Source organism: Nocardia sp. NBC_01499, assembly GCF_045040275.1.
Lineage (GTDB): Bacteria > Actinomycetota > Actinomycetes > Mycobacteriales > Mycobacteriaceae > Nocardia.
The window spans coordinates 1,920,060-1,935,900 of record NZ_CP109426.1 but is presented as its reverse complement, the minus strand read 5'-3'; the positions used below and the strand labels follow the sequence as shown (position 1 = coordinate 1,935,900).

Genomic DNA, 15,841 nt, shown 5'->3' with positions numbered 1-15,841 from the left:
TCAGCTCGGGCGTAGGTGTTCGACAAGGAAGGTGGTCTCGTCGGCCACTACCTTGTCGAAATCGGGGGAGACGTAGATGTCGAAGTGGCCTGCTGGATATTCGTGCACCTCGACGTTGGGTCCGGCGGCTGCCGCGTAACGCAGGGTGCGGCGGGCCGGGGCGACGGAGTCGGTCAGGCACACGCCGAGGAATACGGGGGAGTCGATCTTTCGCAGGCTGCGGCCGGGGCGATAGAGGGGGAGGGTTAGGCCGATCCGCGCCGCTATAGCGTTGGGGTGGGCGAACTTCGGCGGAACCAGCGCCGTGTATCCGGGGGCCGCGTCAGGTGTGTTCATCAGTGCGGTCTGGCCTGGCTTGCCGGTGAGCGGGACGGTGACCGGCGGCCTGCGCAGTGCCGCGGCGCCGAGGTCCAAGACCGCGCGGGCGGCGATGGCTAGCAGTGGCCGGAGTCCGACGGTCGGGGCGGAGGCCAGACCGTCGGTGAACGGGCATTGTGCGACTACCGCGGTGATCCGACGGTCCTGTGCGGCAACGCGCAACACATGACCGCCGCTGAAAGATGTTCCGAACAAAGCGATTCGGGATGGATCGATGCCGTCGAGGGTGACGGCGTAATCGATCGCCGCCGACCAATCGGCGAGCTGGCGGGCAATGCTCAACAGCTGTCGGGGTTCGCCGTCGCTCGCGCCGAAATGCCGATAGTCGAAGGCAACCACGGCAATTCCCGCGGCGGCGAATCGCTCGGCAAAGGCGTCCAGTCGCATTTCCTTGACCGCGCCGAGCCCATGCGCCATGACTACGACGGGGGCCGGGCCCTCGGTATTCGGCCGGTGCAGCCAGCCCCTGACCGTGGTGCCGTCCGACTGGAATTCGATATCCGAGCGGGGTGCGGTCGTCATCTGTCAGCTCCTGCCACGTTCCAGCGACCGAGACCTACTGTCTCATTCGCTCGATCATGTCATGAGCGGGAGCGATGGGCGATCCGAGTGAGGTGGGATGAGGTTCAACCGCCAAGACCTGCGAACCGTTCATACGGTGCGCAGGTCAGGGGGTGTTGATTTACCAGTGCAGGGTGACGGGGTCTCCGACATTGATTGTGTGGTAAACCCATTCGGCGTCCGCGGGGGCGAGGTTGATGCAGCCGTGGCTGACATTCGAGTTGCCCTGCTGGTCCACCGACCACGGGGCCGAGTGGATATAAACACCACCCCACGTGAGGCGTTCGGCGAATTCACCATTGATGAGGTAGCCCTCGGGCGAACTCAGCGGGATACCGATCGTACGAGAGTCGAATACGACGGAGCGGGCCTTCTCCAGCACCGGGAAAGTACCCGACGGGGTCTCGCGACCTGGCTTGCCCATCGAGGCAGGCATCGTCCTCGGGATGCCGCCGACCGTGAGCGTGAATGTGTGTGTCGACATGTTGCCGTCGCCGAAAACACCTGCGTTGGTGTTGAATTCGGTGCGAGCGTTACCCGCGCCGACGGTGATGCGGGCATTGGCAGGCAGGAAGCCGGTCGGCGTCCACACCGCCTCCCGATCGCTGGTCCACGCGAACGTCCCGGTCAACGGTTGCGCGGCCCTGATATCAATACTTCGCTCTGCTTTGGCGCGGTCAGCGACCTGCGCGGCGAATGTGATGGTCACCGGGTGGGCAACGCCCACCAGCTGTCCGTTCGAAGGTCCGATCGCTTCGACCGAACTCGCGGTTGTGGTATTTCCGATCAGCGTCGCTGTCGCCGTTCCGGACCAGAACGCGGCCAACACCGCGACCAAGATCGTTAAGAACAGAAATCTGATGACATTCCTCATGAGCTCCACCCCTTCGAGATGGTGGGTAGGCAAGCAAACTAAATTTTAGGCCCGCATGATCAACTCGATCTACGAATCGATCCAGCCGTGCCGCAGTCGTAACCGACCACCATGCCCCTCTCTATGTTGCCTACCCGCCCCACCCACCCCCAAACCCCACCCCCGCACACGACCGTTCGTACAGATCCCCCGCACAACGCGAGCAAATACACCCCCGAGCGTCGCCTGGGCCGGCAGCACCCTCGAACGCCTCCCACTCAGCAGAATCCGCACCTGGACTCGGGATCCGCACCCGGAATAAGGCCTCTAAAGTCAGTGCGGATCCCGAGTCAGAGTGCGGATCCTGGACGCCGACGCCCGGGACCGGGCTCGAGCTCAGGCCGGGCGCGAAGTAGTGGTGCTGATTGGCGCCTGCCCCACCAGACTGCGGAACCCACAGAGCGCCCATACCTTTCACAGAGGGTCTATCCCCCGTGAAAGGTATGCACGGTCTGTGAGACCCCGCCTCCATACCGCCACACGACTACCCGCCTCTTGGTCCGAAGCGCTTGTGACGCAACCACAGCCAGATGACCACGCTGGAACATCTACCCCCGCGCGCCTGACGAATAACTACAGTCGGGTACGGCAGGCGACGTGCCCAGCACTGCTGGGTAAACACCTTGGAAGGTTCACCTTGACGGATATCTCTCGGTATACCCGCCCAGGACAGTGCACTGAGAGAAGTCCAATGGTGTACTGCCCCAAGGTTTCCGGCGATCCGTGGGATGCCCGGGTAGTGCTGAGCGCGTCAGGTGGGGTTCCCGACTTTCTCTGCCGCGGCCCGGGTGTGGGAGGTGGCGGTTGGGGAGGGGAGGACTGGCTGTGGTGCTGTTTTCGGGCGTTTTCCAAAGCAGGGCGGTCTCAAGGTAGTGGGATCTTCATGCCCAACGGGACATGGTGGCGGGAAAGTGTGAGTGGGGCTGCCGTCATGTCCTGGAGGGGGTGATGTTGATCGTCGAACGGGAGGTGGTGGCGGGGGAAGTGCGGGTGGGGCCGCCGTCATGTCCCGTGCGGGGTGGTGTTGATCGTCAAACGGGACATGGTGGCGGGAAAGTGTGAGTGGGGCCGCCGTCATGTCCCGGACGGGTTGATGTTGATCGTCGAACGGGACATGGTGGCGGGGAAAGTGCGAGTAAGCCCGCCATCATGTCCCGTTGGGTGCTGTTGTGGTCAGGGGGTGAGGGGTTGGGGGGTGGGGCGGGTGTCGAAAGCTTTTCGGGCGGCGAGGATTTGGTGTTGGTGGTGGTCCGACCAGGTGCCTAGGGTGTGGCTGATGGCGGCGAGGCTTTCGCCGAGGGGGGTGAGCGAGTATTCGACCTTGGGTGGGACGGTGGGGTAGACGGCTCGGTGGACGAGGCCTTCGCGTTCGAGGTTGCGGAGGGTGCGGGTGAGCATCTTCTGGGTGATGCCGTCGAGGCGGCGGCGCAGGTCGTTGAAGCGGATGGGGGTCTTGTTGTCGCGCAGGACGCTGAGGACCAGCAGGACCCATTTGTCGGCGAGCACGGCGAAGATCTCACGGGCCGCGCAGTTGTGCAGATAGCTCTCGACCAAGGTCGGGGCGGGGGCAGTATCCATTGGGTACCTCGGGATCATAAAGGTGCCTTCTTTCCAATGAATACTAGGTCGCCGCAGAATTGTTGGCATGTTGGCAATCATTCAACGCACACACGGCGGTCCAGACGTTCTCGAAACGGTTGAGGTGGCTCGGCCGCAGCCGGGACCGGGGGAGGTGTTGGTGCGGGTCGCCGCTACCAGCGTGAACGCGGCGGACTGGAAGGTTCGCGAGGGACAGGTGCGTGAGCTCAGAAGTCTGCCGTTGATACTGGGATTGGACGTTTCCGGGATCGTCGAAGAGCTCGGGTCCGGCGTTGACCGGTTTCAGATCGGCGATGCCGTCTATGGGATGGTGTTCGGCGGTGCGAACGCGGAATACCTAGTGGCGCAGGCGAATACGTTGGCGCTGAAACCGGCGAGCCTGGACCACAGCCACGCGGCGGCTTTGCCGGTGGCGGCATCGACCGCGTGGCAGGCGCTGGCCGCCGTCGGCGCGGGGCAGCGAATCCTGGTGCACGCGGCGGCCGGTGGTGTCGGTCATCTCGCGGTGCAGATCGCCAAGCATCGTGGCGCCTACGTGATTGGCACCGCACGCACCGCTAACCACGAGTATCTGCGGGAACTCGGCATCGATGAGGTGATCGATTACACCGCAGTCGATTTCGCCGACACCGTCGGTGACATCGATGTCGTGCTCGATCTCGTCGGCGGCGAATACGGTTCGCGCTCACTGCGCGTGCTCCGCCCGAACGGTCGCTACCTCGAAACGCAAGGCTCGGATGCCGAGGTCGATCCGCGCGCCGAGACCGATCCGCGCTACGAACGCTTCTATGTCGAACCGTCGGGCGTCTCCTTGCGTGAGATCACGACCATGGTCGACCGCGGACACCTGCGCGTCACGATAGATCAGGTCCTGCCCCTCGCCGACGTAGTGAAAGCCCACCAGCTCAGCGAATCCGGCCGCGTCCGCGGCAAAATCGTACTGACAGCGTGGGATTGGCCCGCCTAGCGGATCAGCTCGGCGTGAGCTGGCGGAACCGGGGCTCGAGTTCCTGCTGGTAGAAGTCGATGAATCCGTCCGGGTCCGGCCCGGCGTTCTGCATGACGAGGTGGTCGAAGCCCGCGTCGACGAACTGTTGAGCCACCTCGACATAGCGGGCCGGGTCGGGTCCGCAGGCGAACTGCTGCACCACGTCCTCAAGACGCACGGTTTTGGATGCGGCGTCGAAATTGACCGGGTTGGGCAGTTCGCTCATCACTTTCCACCCGGTCAGCGCCCAACGGGACGTCTCGAGCACAGCCTTGGCCGCGGTCTCCTCGTCGGGCGCCCAGGCCATCGGGACCTCCGCATAGCGCGGCCCGGCACCACCGGCCGCGCGGTACCGCTCGACGATCTCGGACTTCGGTTCGGTGGCGAACAGCCCGTCTCCGAGTTCGGCCGCGATCCGCGCGGAGGGCGGTCCGCTCGCGGCAACGGCGATCACCGGTAGTTCGTCGGGCAGATCGAAGACTCGCGCGTCCGAGAGCGACAGATACCGGCCGTCGTACGACTGGTATCCACCGCGCCACAGCAATCGAATGATCTCCAACGCCTCACGCAACATCTCCTGACGTTTGCGCACGTCCGGAAACTCCCGCGCGACCACGTGCTCGTTGAGCCGCTCACCGGAGCCGACGCCGAGGGTGAAGCGCCCGTCGGACACCAGCGCCAGCGTCGCCGCGGCCTGCGCGATGATCGCCGGGTGGTAGCGGACGGTCGGGCAGGTCACCCCGGTCGCGAGGCCGATCCGTTCGGTCTGCGCGGCGATCGCGCCGAGCACCGTCCACGCGAACGGCGAATGTCCCTGGACATCGAGCCACGGATGATAGTGATCACTCATCTCGACGAAGTCGAACCCGGCGGATTCCGCCCGAATCGCTTGGCGCATCAGCTCTTTCGGTCCGAAGGCCTCCGCGGCCAACTTGTATCCGATCTGCACGGCTAGCTCCTCGGCTCGGTCGGCTGCTTGTCGCCGACATACCCGGCCGCGCGGTACGGAAACCCCGGGCTAGCCGCGGACCGCGTGCACCACGTCGGCGTGCAGACCGTCGGCGCGTGCCACGAGTTCTTCGATGCGCAGCAAAACCGGGGCGAATCGGTCACCCTCCTCGGCGGGCAGCGAGGCGACATTGATCTCGATGTTGAGCTGCGAACTGGCGGCCGCGGCACGGCAGGCGTCGGCGGCGGCACCGATATCGGTGACCACGTTCGGGTTGCCGATCGGGAACAGCTCGGTGGCCAGCGTGAGCACCTCGTCGGCCTCATCGACCACGGCGGCGGGCACGCGGGCGGCCTCGACGAGCGCGGCGTTGATCGTCGCGGTGCGCGTGGCGCTCTCCTCGTCCGTGGTCTTCGGCAGCTTGTAGGCGGCGCCGACCGCGGTGAACGCGGCGGCATCGGCGTCGGCGAGGGCCAGCGAGCGGGCGCGGGCGGCGTCGGCGGCCTCGATGATGCGGTCGACCACCGGCCGGTTGTCGGCATCCTTGGCGCGGGTCGTGTAGCGCGCGACCATCGCGACCAGCGCGGCGGCCTGCGCGGCGTGCAGCGCGGCCACGGCGCCGCCACCCGGCGCGGGAATCTTGGCGGCCAGATCGGTCAGGTACCGCGCGAGCGTTGCCTCGCCGAAGGAGGACACAGTTTCCTGGGACGAAGTGCTCGGCTGCGACACGGGATGATGGCCTTTCGGAGTGCGGCGAGGGTGGGGAGTGCGCGGTCAACGCTACCGGTTGGCCATCGACGCCCCCTGTGTGACCGGCCTGTCAGAGCGGTCCGATGCGGCGCCGACCCGTAGTCGCCATTATGTTGAGTGTTATGCGGATCGGATTGGGCATCAACTACTCGGGCGGTTTCAAAGAGGCGGCGGCGGAGGTGGCCGACCTGGAACGGGCCGGCCTCGACATCGTCTTCGTCCCCGAGGCGTACTCCTACGACGCGGTGAGCGCGCTCGGCTACCTGGCGGCCAAGACCGCCACCCTGCAGCTGGCCTCGGGCATCCTGCAGATCTACACCCGCACCCCTAGCCTGACCGCGATGACCGCGGCCGGGCTCGACTTCGTCTCCGACGGCCGGTTCATCCTCGGCCTCGGCGCCTCGGGCCCGCAGGTGATCGAGGGCTTCCACGGCGTTCCCTACGACGCGCCGATCGGGCGCACCAGGGAACTGGTGGAGATCTGCCGCAAGGTGTGGCGCCGCGAGAAGCTCGAATACCACGGGAAGTACTACCAGATCCCGCTGCCCGAAGGAAAGGGCACCGGCCTCGGCAAGACGCTCAAGCTGATCAATCACCCGGTGCGCGAACGCATTCCGGTGCTGCTCGCCGCGCTCGGCCCGAAGAATGTCGAGCTGGCCGCCGAGGTTGCCGAGGGATGGCAGCCGATCTTCTTCCTGCCGGAGCAGGCCAAGCAGATCTGGGGCGATTCCCTCGCGGCGGGCTTCGCCAAGCGTGATCCGCAGCTCGGCGACCTCGAGGTCTACGCGGGCCCAGCGCTTGCCATCGGCGACAACGTCGAGCCGCTGCTGGAATTCGTGAAGCCGCATCTGGCCCTCTACATCGGCGGCATGGGCGCCAAGGGCAAGAACTTCTATCACACGCTGGCCACCAAGTACGGCTACGGCGCCGAGGCCGACCGCATCCAGGAGCTCTACCTGGCGGGCAAGAAGGAAGAGGCGGCCAAGGCCGTGCCTGATGCCCTGGTCCGCGACATCTCCCTGGTCGGGCCCGCCGGCTACGTCAAGGAGCGGGTCGCCGCGTTCGCCGAGGCGGGCGTCACCGTGCTCAACGTCATCCCGATGGCCGCGACCCCGGCCGAGCGCGTCAAGCTGATCGAGCAGCTGCGCGAACTCTGCGACTGAATCTTCAATAGGGACAAGACAGCCGCCTCACCGTTGAGCTAGGTGAGGCGGCTGAGTCCGTTCGGGTCAGGCTTCGCGGAATCCCGCGAGCGCCGCTTCCAGAGTGGAATGCACGGCGAATACCTGATCGAGGTTGGTCATTCGCAGCTGTCTGCTGGTGGCCGGGCCGTCGGCCACCACGGCGATCGCCGTGTTCTCGCCAGCACGCTGATGTGTTGCGACAAGAACGGCCATGCCCGCCGAGGCGAGGAAGCTGACCGCGGTCAGATCGATGATCAGGGCCGCGGGTTTGCCGTTGAGAATCGCCTCGATCGAACTCTCGAGTGCGGGGGCCGTTGCCAGGTCGACCTCGCCGGCCACCGTGAGGACCGTCGCACCGTCTTGCGAGGCGACGGTGGTGGTCATCGTGTCCGCGAGGGGATACGCGTCTCCGGAAGTGTTGGTCACGACTGCGCCTCGCTGGCGCTCGGCTCCGTCGCGCCCAACTGGGTGCTGTGTCCTTGGTTCACTCGCTGTCGCTCGTTCACAGCATCACAACACACAAGTAGCGGCGAATTCGCAACCTAGGCGTGTCCATAGGGACAAACATTACCGTAGGACGCCCAACGAAGTCGCCGTTGTGGCGCTTCAGAATCGGAGCGTGACCGGCCGGTCTGCTCAATGGCTGGTCGCGGGGCTCGGTATCGGCCATGCCGTGACGGGTGTAACTGGGTGCCGTCGCCGAAGAACTCGCAGAACTTCATGATCAACGGGTTCAAGCCGACCGGATCGACGTGCTCGGTGTTTTCTCGATCTTGTACGGCGTCATCTCCCGCGAACCGCGAACCGCGAACCGCGAACCGCGAACCGCGAACCGCGAAGCAGCGCGAGCCGATCCACCGCCGACGCCAGATTCGAGGACGGCGGATTCAGCACATCGCGCGCCGTTACCTCGAGATGTGACGGCTGGTGCCGCGCAACGGGTTTGCCACCGGGAAGGTGATGGCGGGCAGCGTGACCGACATGCGGACGCGGGTACCAGGCCCGGTGTGGTCGATATCGAGTTCCTCGGTGAGTGCGCGCATCATGTCGATGCCGCGGCCGCGGTAGCCGGGATCGGCCGCGCGTGGCTTCCAACTGCCCGCGTCGGCGACGGTGATCACCACCGTCTCGGTGTTGCAGGTGGCGCTCAGTTCGACGCGGTTGGTGTCGGCGGCGGGGTCGCGCACTGCTCGGGCGACCCGGCCCATCGAGCGGTCCGTGCTCTCGGGACGGCCCGTCGGCACCGCGCCGTTGCGATAGGCGTGCTCGATGCTGTTGCTGCACGCCTCGTTGGCCGCGGCCACCAGATCGGACGCGAGATCGTGCGGCACCGCGGCGGCGGCCAGCCAGGCCTTGAGCGTACGGCGCAGTGCCGCAAGCTCATCCGCGTGCGCGGGCACCTCGAGCCGCAGTGGCGCCGGCGGCTGGCGATACACCACCATGGCGACGTCGTCGTCGTAGCCCGCGGCGGGTCGCAGGCGCGACAGCACCGCGTCGGCCACCTCGCGGGGCAGCTTGACCGCGGTGCCGGCGAGCACGTCGGCGATCTTGGCGAAGCTGTCGTCGATGTCGACGCCGCGCTGTTCGACCAGACCGTCGGTGAACAGCACCAGCGTTGAACCCGGCGTCAGCGCGGTGGTCGCCTCCGGGCGGCGCGGCGGATCGAAGGTGGCCAGCGGAAACGACCGCCCACCCTCCAGCAATCGCCCCGTCGCGTCGACGTCGGCCAGGATCGGCGGCATATGTCCGGCACTGCTGTAGCGGACCAGCCCGCGCACCGGATCGAGCACTGCGGCGCACACGGTCGTGCACATCGCGCCTGGGATCCGGGCCGCCACGGTGTCCAGCTCGGCGAGCAGCTGCGCCGGACCGGCCCCGCGCAATAGCAAAGCCCTTGCGGCCGTACGCAATTGACCCATCACCACGGCGGCGGACAGACCACGGCCGACGCAGTCGCCGACGACAACCCCGATGGTGCCGTCGCGCAGCGGAACCACGTCATACCAGTCGCCGCCGATTTCCAGCGGCGGCAGCGCCGGCTCGTAGTGCACCGAGAACCGCGGCGGCAGTTCGATCGGCCCGAGCATGGCCCGCTGCAGCGTCAACGAGGTCGAGCGCGCCTGATCGAAGTTGCGCGCCCGCTGCACCGCGAGGCTCAGGTGTCCGATCAGCAGCGAGAACAACGTCCAGTCGGCCGCGCTGATCGCGCGCGGCGCGGCGAACCGCAACCACAGTGCGGCGTCACCGGTTTCGCCGAGCGGGGCGACAATGCCCTCGGAGCTGTCGGTGCCCTCCGGAATCGCGAACAGGCTGCGGCCAGGTCTGCGTCGGGCCCGATCGAGCATGGCCCGCGCCCGCGCGTCCAGTTCGGCGCTGTCTGGCCCGTTCGCCGTGCCCTCGGCGCCGGAGACGTACACCTCCGGCTCGACGTGCCTGCTCGGCCACACCGACACCACCGCGGTCTGCGCGCCGACGGTGCGCCGCAATTCATCGAGCCCGACCGCGAGCACCTCGACCACGCTCGTCGCCGCGCCCACCGCGGTGGCCAGCCGGGACGCGGCCTGATCGCGGGCCTGCGCGTCGTGCTCGGCGGTGACGTCGCGGATGGTGCCGACGAAGATGCGCTCGTTGTTCTCCGGCTTGATCAGCGCGCTGGTACTCACCGCGAGCCACACGTCGCGGCCGTCGCGGTGCCGGATCGGAATGACGAAACGCAGTGCCTCCGTGCCGAGATCGGGATATCGGCCCGTAGCGACTGCTTGCAGGTCGCTCGAAAGGACCAGCCCCTCCGGCATCGACCACGGATGCGGCAGCGGGTAGGGCACATCGGCGGCGCCGTATCCGGTCAGCGCGCCGAACGCGGAGTTGACCTCGACGATGGCGCCGTGCGAGTCGGCGACGAAGAAGCCGTCCTGCAGCGACTCGACCAGTGCGGTGCGGAAGGCGTCGCGTCCGGCGAGATCGTCGGCGCGGGTGCGCTGTTGCTCGTAGCGGCCGACCCCGTCGAGGTAGCCGCGGGTCGCGATGTCAAGTGCGGCAAGGGTTTGCAGCAGGAACTCCAGCGCGGACTCGGCCAGTCGCGTGTCCGGTTCGCCGATGCCAGCGGCGTGCTCGGCGGCCTGCACCACCCGGAAGTGGTTCTCGTTGAGATCGAGCAGGCTGATGCCCTCGACCAGGGCCCGCCTGCCGAGCTCGTAGCCTTCGGCGAGGGTCGCCTGGGTGGGCGAATCCAGGTGTCGCCGTAGCGATTTCGCGTACTCGTCGAGGAAATCGGCCAGGGCTGTCATATGGCGCCGCCCCTCACGACGTCGGGCCTTGCGCCGAGCCGCGGTGGCGGGCGGCGAGCACCAACGCGTCGTCGGTGTCCTTGGCGTGCTTGGCCAGGATGTCGGCGGTGATCTCCGCGGTCGATTTCGACAGGTCGATCACGTCGGCGGACTCGCTGACGATGCCGTCGGTGGACATCAGCAGCAGATCGCCGGGGCGCACGTGAATGGTCTGCGTCTGCAGATTCGGCGGTAGTCGGTAGCCGACGATTCCCGCGGTGAGCAAGATGTTCGCCCGGCTGGTGAGCCCGGCGGGACTCACGGTCAGCACCCGGGATTCGACATTGCCGACGCCGAGCCAGCGCACCGTGTCGCTCGGATCGAACAGGGCAAGCGATACCGCGGCACCTCGGGTGTCGGCCATGGCCCGATGACAGAGCACCATCAGTACGTCCAGCGGTTCGGCGCGGTTCTCGGAGAGCACCTGCGCGGCCCGGTCGGCGGCGTCGGCCGCGGGGGCGCCGTGTCCGAGTCCGTCGAGCACGGCGAAAAGGACGGTGCCGCCGCCGGTGTCGAGGATGAGGCCGCGATCACCGGAGACCCGTTGACCGGGCAGCGCGCGACCGGCCACCGCCCACTCGATTCGGCCGATGAACCCGTCGTCATGCACTGTTGGGTACCCACTTCCACATCTCCACCAACGTGCCCTTACCCGGTGCCGAATCGACGATGAGCCGGTCCATCAGTCTGCGGGCGCCGGGGAGACCGAGCCCTAGTCCGCGCCCGGTCGAATAGCCGTCCTCGAGCGCGCGCGGGATGTCGATGATGCCTGGCCCTTGGTCCTCGGCCTGAACCACCAGCGCCTGACGACCCTCCCGGTCGTCGACCATCAGGCGGATTTCGCCGCTGCCCGCGTAACTGGTGATGTTGCGTGCGATTTCGGAGATCGCCGTCGAGATCATGGTGCGGTCTGTCAGTGTGAATCCGAGCTTCGCTGCTAGTTCGCGGCCGGCCTGACGTGCGATCACGATGTCGCCCGACACTCTGACCGCGATCACCAGGTTCTCAGCGGCCACTGTCACGACCATCTCGCTGGCGTGGGGAGGCGGTCTTCCGGTTGAGCCAGGCGAGGCCCTCTTCGAGATCGAGGGCGGTGTGCATGTCCTCGAACGTGAGCCCGAGTTGCACCATGGCGAAGGCGACTTCCGGTTGCAGCCCGACGATCACCGTTTCGGCGCCGCGCAACTGCGTCATGTGCGCGATGGTACGCAACGATCTCGCGGCGAAGGAATCCATGATGTCGATCGCGGTGACGTCGACGATGATTCCGTGCGCCCGATATTTGCTGACCTGTTTCATCAGGTCGTCTTGCAGGCGTTCGGTATCGGCGTCGGTCAACGCTGATTGAACCGACGCGATGAGATAAGTGCCCTGTTTGAGAATCGGTACCGGCATGTGCCCGCCCTGATCTAGCGGCCGTCGCGTTCGGTGACCCGCTCAGCGACTCGGGAAACCTCGTAACCAAGCAGACGTTCCGCTTCCTCGATGCCGCCTTGCAGGTCACCGACCGCGTTCATCTTGGACAGGTCGAGGCCGATGGTCACCAGTGTCAGCGCGATCTCCGAGGACAGGCCGGTGATGATCACGTTCGCACCCATCAGGCCGGACGCGTCGACGGTCTGTACCAGGTGGTTGGCTACGGTCGAGTCGATCTGCGGCACACCGGTGATGTCGATGACGACCACCTTCGCGCGATTGGCCCGGATCGCGCGCAGCAGCTGTTCGGTGAGCTGGCGCGCGCGTTGGCTGTCCAGCACGCCGATGATCGGCAGGATGAGCAGCTGTTCACGCACCTGGAGAACCGGGGTGGACAGCTCGCGGATCGCCTCCTGCTGCTGCCGGATAACGCGCTCGCGTTCCTGGACGAACGAGACGCCAACGGTATTGGCGATGCGGTTGGCGGCCGGTTCGTAGGCGTCGAGCACCGCGTTGAGTAACTGAAAGTCGGCCTGGTACTTCTCGAATAGCGAGCGGGCAAGCACGTCGCGAAGTAACAGCACGATGCCGAGGACTTCGTCGGTTTCGACGCCTCTCGGGATGATGCGTTCGGACAGGTCGCGGGCGTAGGCCTGCAGCGCCTCGACGCTACCGGTCTCGAGCACCTCGACGTAGTTGTCATAGACGGAGGTCGCCTCGGAGAAGATTTCCTCCGGGGTCATCGCGGTCAGGAGCTGGGCGTCGGTGATCCGGCGTGCCCACTCCTCACGCAGCGCGGTGCGGTTCTGACGCAGATGCTCGACCAACTGCGGAAGCAGGTTGTCGACCGGTCCCGCGGTCAGCGAATCCGCCGAAAGGCTCATGGACACCTCGGACATGGAAACTCCTGCCCCTTTCGACGGTTTGAGTCGGGATCTAGCGTGCGTCCGGTCGTCGGACCGAGCGCGTTCGGCCGTGAGACCGACACCGAGCCTAGTCATACCCCAACCGGGTTGCGGATGAAACCTGCCCGATGTTCGCTTGGGATTCATGGCGGAGGGGCGAAGCCGCGTTCCAGTCCGCTCAATGCCAGCTCTAAATAGACGGTGAGGTCCGCGTCGGCGCGGGCCAGCCAGGCGTCGAAGGCGGCGCGGGCCGCGGCCAATGTGGTGCGTCCCACAGCCAGTGGGATCAGGGCGTTCTCCGGTTCGCCAAGCCTGCGCGCGGCGAAGTCGCTGACCGCGCGTTCCCAGGCGTCGTAATGCGTGCCCGCGGTGGCGGCCAGGGCCGGGATGGTGGCGACCAGTTGCATGCGGGTGCGTAGCTCGGGCACGTCCTCGGCCCGATACCGATTGGCGTTCACGACAACTCGACGCACGGCGGTCATCATCGGAACATCGTCGGGCACTTCGCCGAAGGCGGTGCGCAGAGCGCTGACTTCGTCATCGAACTGGTACCAGAGCACCTCCGCCTTGGTGGGGAAGTAGCGAAAGAAGGTGCGGCCGCTGATCCCCGCCGCGGCGGCGATCTGCTCGACGGTGGTGTCCTCGAAGCCCTGCTCGGTGAACAGGCGCATGGCGATCAGCTCGAGTTCGCGTTTGCTGGTCCCGCGCGGGCGACCGCGGGTGGTCTTTGCTGGCACGGCTATTGATTATGTCAGTGACTGACGATAATCTCCGGATATGTCCGAAAGTGTCGCAGGCCACAGTCGCACAGCGGCTGATCCGGCCGTCGCGGCGGCCGATCTCACCTGGCCCGAGGCGGGGGAGCGGGCCGAGGCGGACGCGATTCTCGCCGTCGCGGTCGGCGCGACCGAACAGCACGGCCCGCATCTGCCGCTGTCCACCGACACCGACATCGCCGCCGCGTTGTGCGCGCGGTTGGCCGCGGCCAGGCCGGATGTGCTTGTCGCACCGGCGATCCCGTACGGCGCGAGCGGTGAGCATGCGGGGTTCCCCGGCACGCTGTCCATCGGGCAGGCCGCGCTGGAACTGCTGGTCATCGAGCTGTGCCGTTCGGCGACAGACACTTTCGACCGCATCCTGCTCGTCAACTGGCACGGCGGCAATCTCGAACCGCTGCGGCGCGCGGAGACGTTGTTGCGCGGCGAGTCCCGTGATGTGCGCGTGTATTTGCCGCGCTACCACGGCGATCTGCATGCCGGTCGCTCGGAAACCGCCGTCCAACTGGCGCTTACGCCGGACCGCGTCCGGCTCGACCGCGCCGAAGTCGGCGACGTTCGGCCGCTCGCGCAACTCATGCCGCTGCTGCGTGGCGCGGGTGTGCGCTCGGTCAGCGCCAATGGCGTGCTCGGCGATCCGACCGGAGCCAGCGCCGCCGAGGGCGCCGCGCTGCTCGACCACCTGACCACCGACCTGCTCGACCGAACCCGGCTCTGGTGGCCGGTAGCTTCCCCGGAAAGGACCCTCCGACCATGAATCCGTGGTTCGAAACCGTTGCCGAAGCGCAGCGGCGTGCGAAGAAGAGACTGCCGAAATCGGTGTACGGCGCGTTGATCGCCGGATCCGAGCGCGGCCAGACCATCGAGGACAATCAGCTGGCGTTCACCGAACTCGGCTTCGCGCCGCACGTCGCCGGTTCGATCGGCGACCGCGATCAGTCGACCACCGTTCTCGGCCAACACCTTTCGATGCCGGTGCTGATCTCGCCGACCGGCGTGCAGGCGGTGCACCCGGACGGCGAGGTGGCCGTTGCGCGCGCGGCGGCGGCCCGCGGCATCGCGATGGGGCTCAGCTCGTTCGCGAGCAAGCCGATCGAAGAGGTCATCGCGGCCAACCCGGCGACCTTCTTCCAGATGTACTGGTGCGGAAGCAGAGACGAGATCCTGCAGCGGATGGCGCGGGCGAAGGCGGCCGGTGCGGTCGGCCTGATCCTGACCCTCGACTGGTCGTTCTCGCACGGGCGGGACTGGGGCAGTCCGGTCATCCCGGAGAAACTCGACCTGCGCACCATGCTGAAGTTCGCGCCGCAGACCCTGGCACGGCCGCGCTGGCTCGCGACCTACGCCAAGTCCGGGCACATCCCCGACCTCACCGCGCCGAACATGGCGATCGGCGGCGGCCCCGCCCCCGGCTTCTTCGGCGCCTACGGCGAATGGATGGGCACCCCGCCGCCGGATTGGGCGGACGTGCAATGGATTTGCGAGCAGTGGGACGGCCCGGTGATGCTGAAGGGCGTCATCCGGGTCGATGACGCCCTCCGTGCGGTCGACGCGGGCGTCGCGGCAATCTCGGTATCCAACCACGGCGGCAACAACCTCGACGGGACACCTGCGGCCATCCGCGCGCTCCCCGCGGTAGCCGAGGCGGTCGGCGCGCAGATCGAGGTCGTCCTCGACGGCGGCATCCGCCGCGGCAGCGACGTCGTGAAGGCGGTAGCACTCGGCGCCCGCGCGGTAATGATCGGCCGCGGATATCTGTGGGGCCTGGCCGCGAATGGCCAAGCGGGCGTAGAGAACGTCCTCGACATCCTGCGCGGCGGCATCGACTCGGCCCTGCTGGGTTTGCGCAAAACAAGCATCACCGACCTCAACCGCGATGACCTTGTGGTACCAGCGGGATTCGAACGCGCACTGGGCATGCCCACAGCTCCCCGTGAATCAACCAATGGGGCAGTCGAATTGCTGGGTGCCGCGGCCGAGACGAGTGGTGTGACCGCCCAGTAGCGGAGTGAGACAAGCGAGTCGGGCGCTGCGGCAGCCGAATCGGTGGGTACTGAGATGGAATCGGTGGTGGCGCAGTGGGAGGCGGCGCACGC

Annotated in this window: 16 protein-coding genes; 4 read left to right on the top strand and 12 right to left on the bottom strand. The window is 66.8% G+C overall.

The genetic code is table 11. From position 1 onward, the window contains the following. The 3 genes from OG203_RS08765 to OG203_RS08755 all read right to left on the bottom strand — a co-directional run bounded on the left by OG203_RS08765 (position 1) and on the right by OG203_RS08755 (position 3,430). Positions 1–900 (bottom strand): alpha/beta hydrolase, encoded by a 900-nt coding sequence (locus OG203_RS08765; RefSeq protein ID WP_405165176.1) that lies wholly within the window; start codon positions 898–900, stop codon positions 1–3. Between the two features lie 160 nt (positions 901–1,060). Beyond that, positions 1,061–1,813, bottom strand: coding sequence for a L,D-transpeptidase family protein (locus tag OG203_RS08760; protein ID WP_405165175.1), 753 nt, complete (start codon positions 1,811–1,813; stop codon positions 1,061–1,063). Positions 1,814–3,025: 1,212 nt separating this feature from the next. Continuing rightward, complete coding sequence (locus OG203_RS08755; RefSeq protein WP_405165174.1) at positions 3,026–3,430, bottom strand: winged helix-turn-helix transcriptional regulator; 405 nt, start codon at positions 3,428–3,430, stop codon at positions 3,026–3,028. Between the two features lie 67 nt (positions 3,431–3,497). On the opposite strand from OG203_RS08755, the gene OG203_RS08750 reads away from it, so the two are divergent. Next, entirely contained in the window at positions 3,498–4,418 is a 921-nt protein-coding gene (locus OG203_RS08750; protein WP_405165173.1) for an NADP-dependent oxidoreductase, read from the top strand. A 4-nt stretch (positions 4,419–4,422) separates the two neighbouring features. Here the strand turns inward: OG203_RS08750 and OG203_RS08745 are convergent, their stop codons facing one another. Together OG203_RS08745 and OG203_RS08740 are read right to left on the bottom strand one after the other, a co-directional pair. Continuing rightward, positions 4,423–5,388, bottom strand: coding sequence for a TIGR03557 family F420-dependent LLM class oxidoreductase (locus tag OG203_RS08745; protein ID WP_405165172.1), 966 nt, complete (start codon positions 5,386–5,388; stop codon positions 4,423–4,425). Between the two features lie 69 nt (positions 5,389–5,457). Beyond that, a complete protein-coding gene (locus OG203_RS08740; protein WP_405165171.1) occupies positions 5,458–6,117 on the bottom strand; it encodes a cyclodeaminase/cyclohydrolase family protein in 660 nt (219 codons plus the stop codon). 143 nt (positions 6,118–6,260) lie between these two features. On the opposite strand from OG203_RS08740, the gene OG203_RS08735 reads away from it, so the two are divergent. Continuing rightward, positions 6,261–7,301 carry an LLM class F420-dependent oxidoreductase gene (locus OG203_RS08735; protein WP_405165170.1) on the top strand — a complete coding sequence of 347 codons (1,041 nt, stop codon included), beginning with the start codon at positions 6,261–6,263 and terminating at the stop codon, positions 7,299–7,301. A gap of 66 nt (positions 7,302–7,367) precedes the next feature. Here OG203_RS08735 and OG203_RS08730 read toward each other — a convergent pair whose 3' ends face one another. From OG203_RS08730 to mftR, 7 genes are all read right to left on the bottom strand, one after another. Further along, on the bottom strand, positions 7,368–7,706 hold the full coding sequence (locus tag OG203_RS08730) for an STAS domain-containing protein (protein WP_405167801.1): 339 nt from the start codon (positions 7,704–7,706) through the stop codon (positions 7,368–7,370). 521 nt (positions 7,707–8,227) lie between these two features. After that, the gene (locus OG203_RS08725) at positions 8,228–10,609 is read right to left on the bottom strand and encodes a SpoIIE family protein phosphatase (protein WP_405165169.1); all 2,382 of its coding nucleotides are present in this window, start codon (positions 10,607–10,609) and stop codon (positions 8,228–8,230) included. 13 nt (positions 10,610–10,622) lie between these two features. Then, complete coding sequence (locus OG203_RS08720) at positions 10,623–11,258, bottom strand: SpoIIE family protein phosphatase (RefSeq protein ID WP_405165168.1); 636 nt, start codon at positions 11,256–11,258, stop codon at positions 10,623–10,625. Then, positions 11,251–11,676, bottom strand: coding sequence for an ATP-binding protein (locus OG203_RS08715; RefSeq protein ID WP_405165167.1), 426 nt, complete (start codon positions 11,674–11,676; stop codon positions 11,251–11,253). Before OG203_RS08715 ends, OG203_RS08720 begins: the two co-directional genes overlap by 8 nt. Beyond that, on the bottom strand, positions 11,654–12,043 hold the full coding sequence (locus tag OG203_RS08710) for an STAS domain-containing protein (RefSeq protein WP_040735779.1): 390 nt from the start codon (positions 12,041–12,043) through the stop codon (positions 11,654–11,656). Before OG203_RS08710 ends, OG203_RS08715 begins: the two co-directional genes overlap by 23 nt. A gap of 14 nt (positions 12,044–12,057) precedes the next feature. After that, a complete protein-coding gene (locus OG203_RS08705) occupies positions 12,058–12,963 on the bottom strand; it encodes an STAS domain-containing protein (RefSeq protein WP_040735778.1) in 906 nt (301 codons plus the stop codon). 149 nt (positions 12,964–13,112) lie between these two features. Further along, positions 13,113–13,706, bottom strand: a complete 594-nt coding sequence (mftR, locus tag OG203_RS08700; RefSeq protein WP_405165166.1) for a mycofactocin system transcriptional regulator — start codon at positions 13,704–13,706, stop codon at positions 13,113–13,115. 40 nt (positions 13,707–13,746) lie between these two features. Here mftR and mftE point away from each other — a divergent pair, with 40 nt between their 5' ends. Together mftE and mftD are read left to right on the top strand one after the other, a co-directional pair. Then, positions 13,747–14,502, top strand: coding sequence for a mycofactocin biosynthesis peptidyl-dipeptidase MftE (gene mftE / locus OG203_RS08695; protein ID WP_405165165.1), 756 nt, complete (start codon positions 13,747–13,749; stop codon positions 14,500–14,502). Further along, positions 14,499–15,749 carry a pre-mycofactocin synthase MftD gene (mftD, locus tag OG203_RS08690; RefSeq protein WP_405165164.1) on the top strand — a complete coding sequence of 417 codons (1,251 nt, stop codon included), beginning with the start codon at positions 14,499–14,501 and terminating at the stop codon, positions 15,747–15,749. Before mftE ends, mftD begins: the two co-directional genes overlap by 4 nt. Positions 15,750–15,841: the final 92 nt, after the last annotated feature.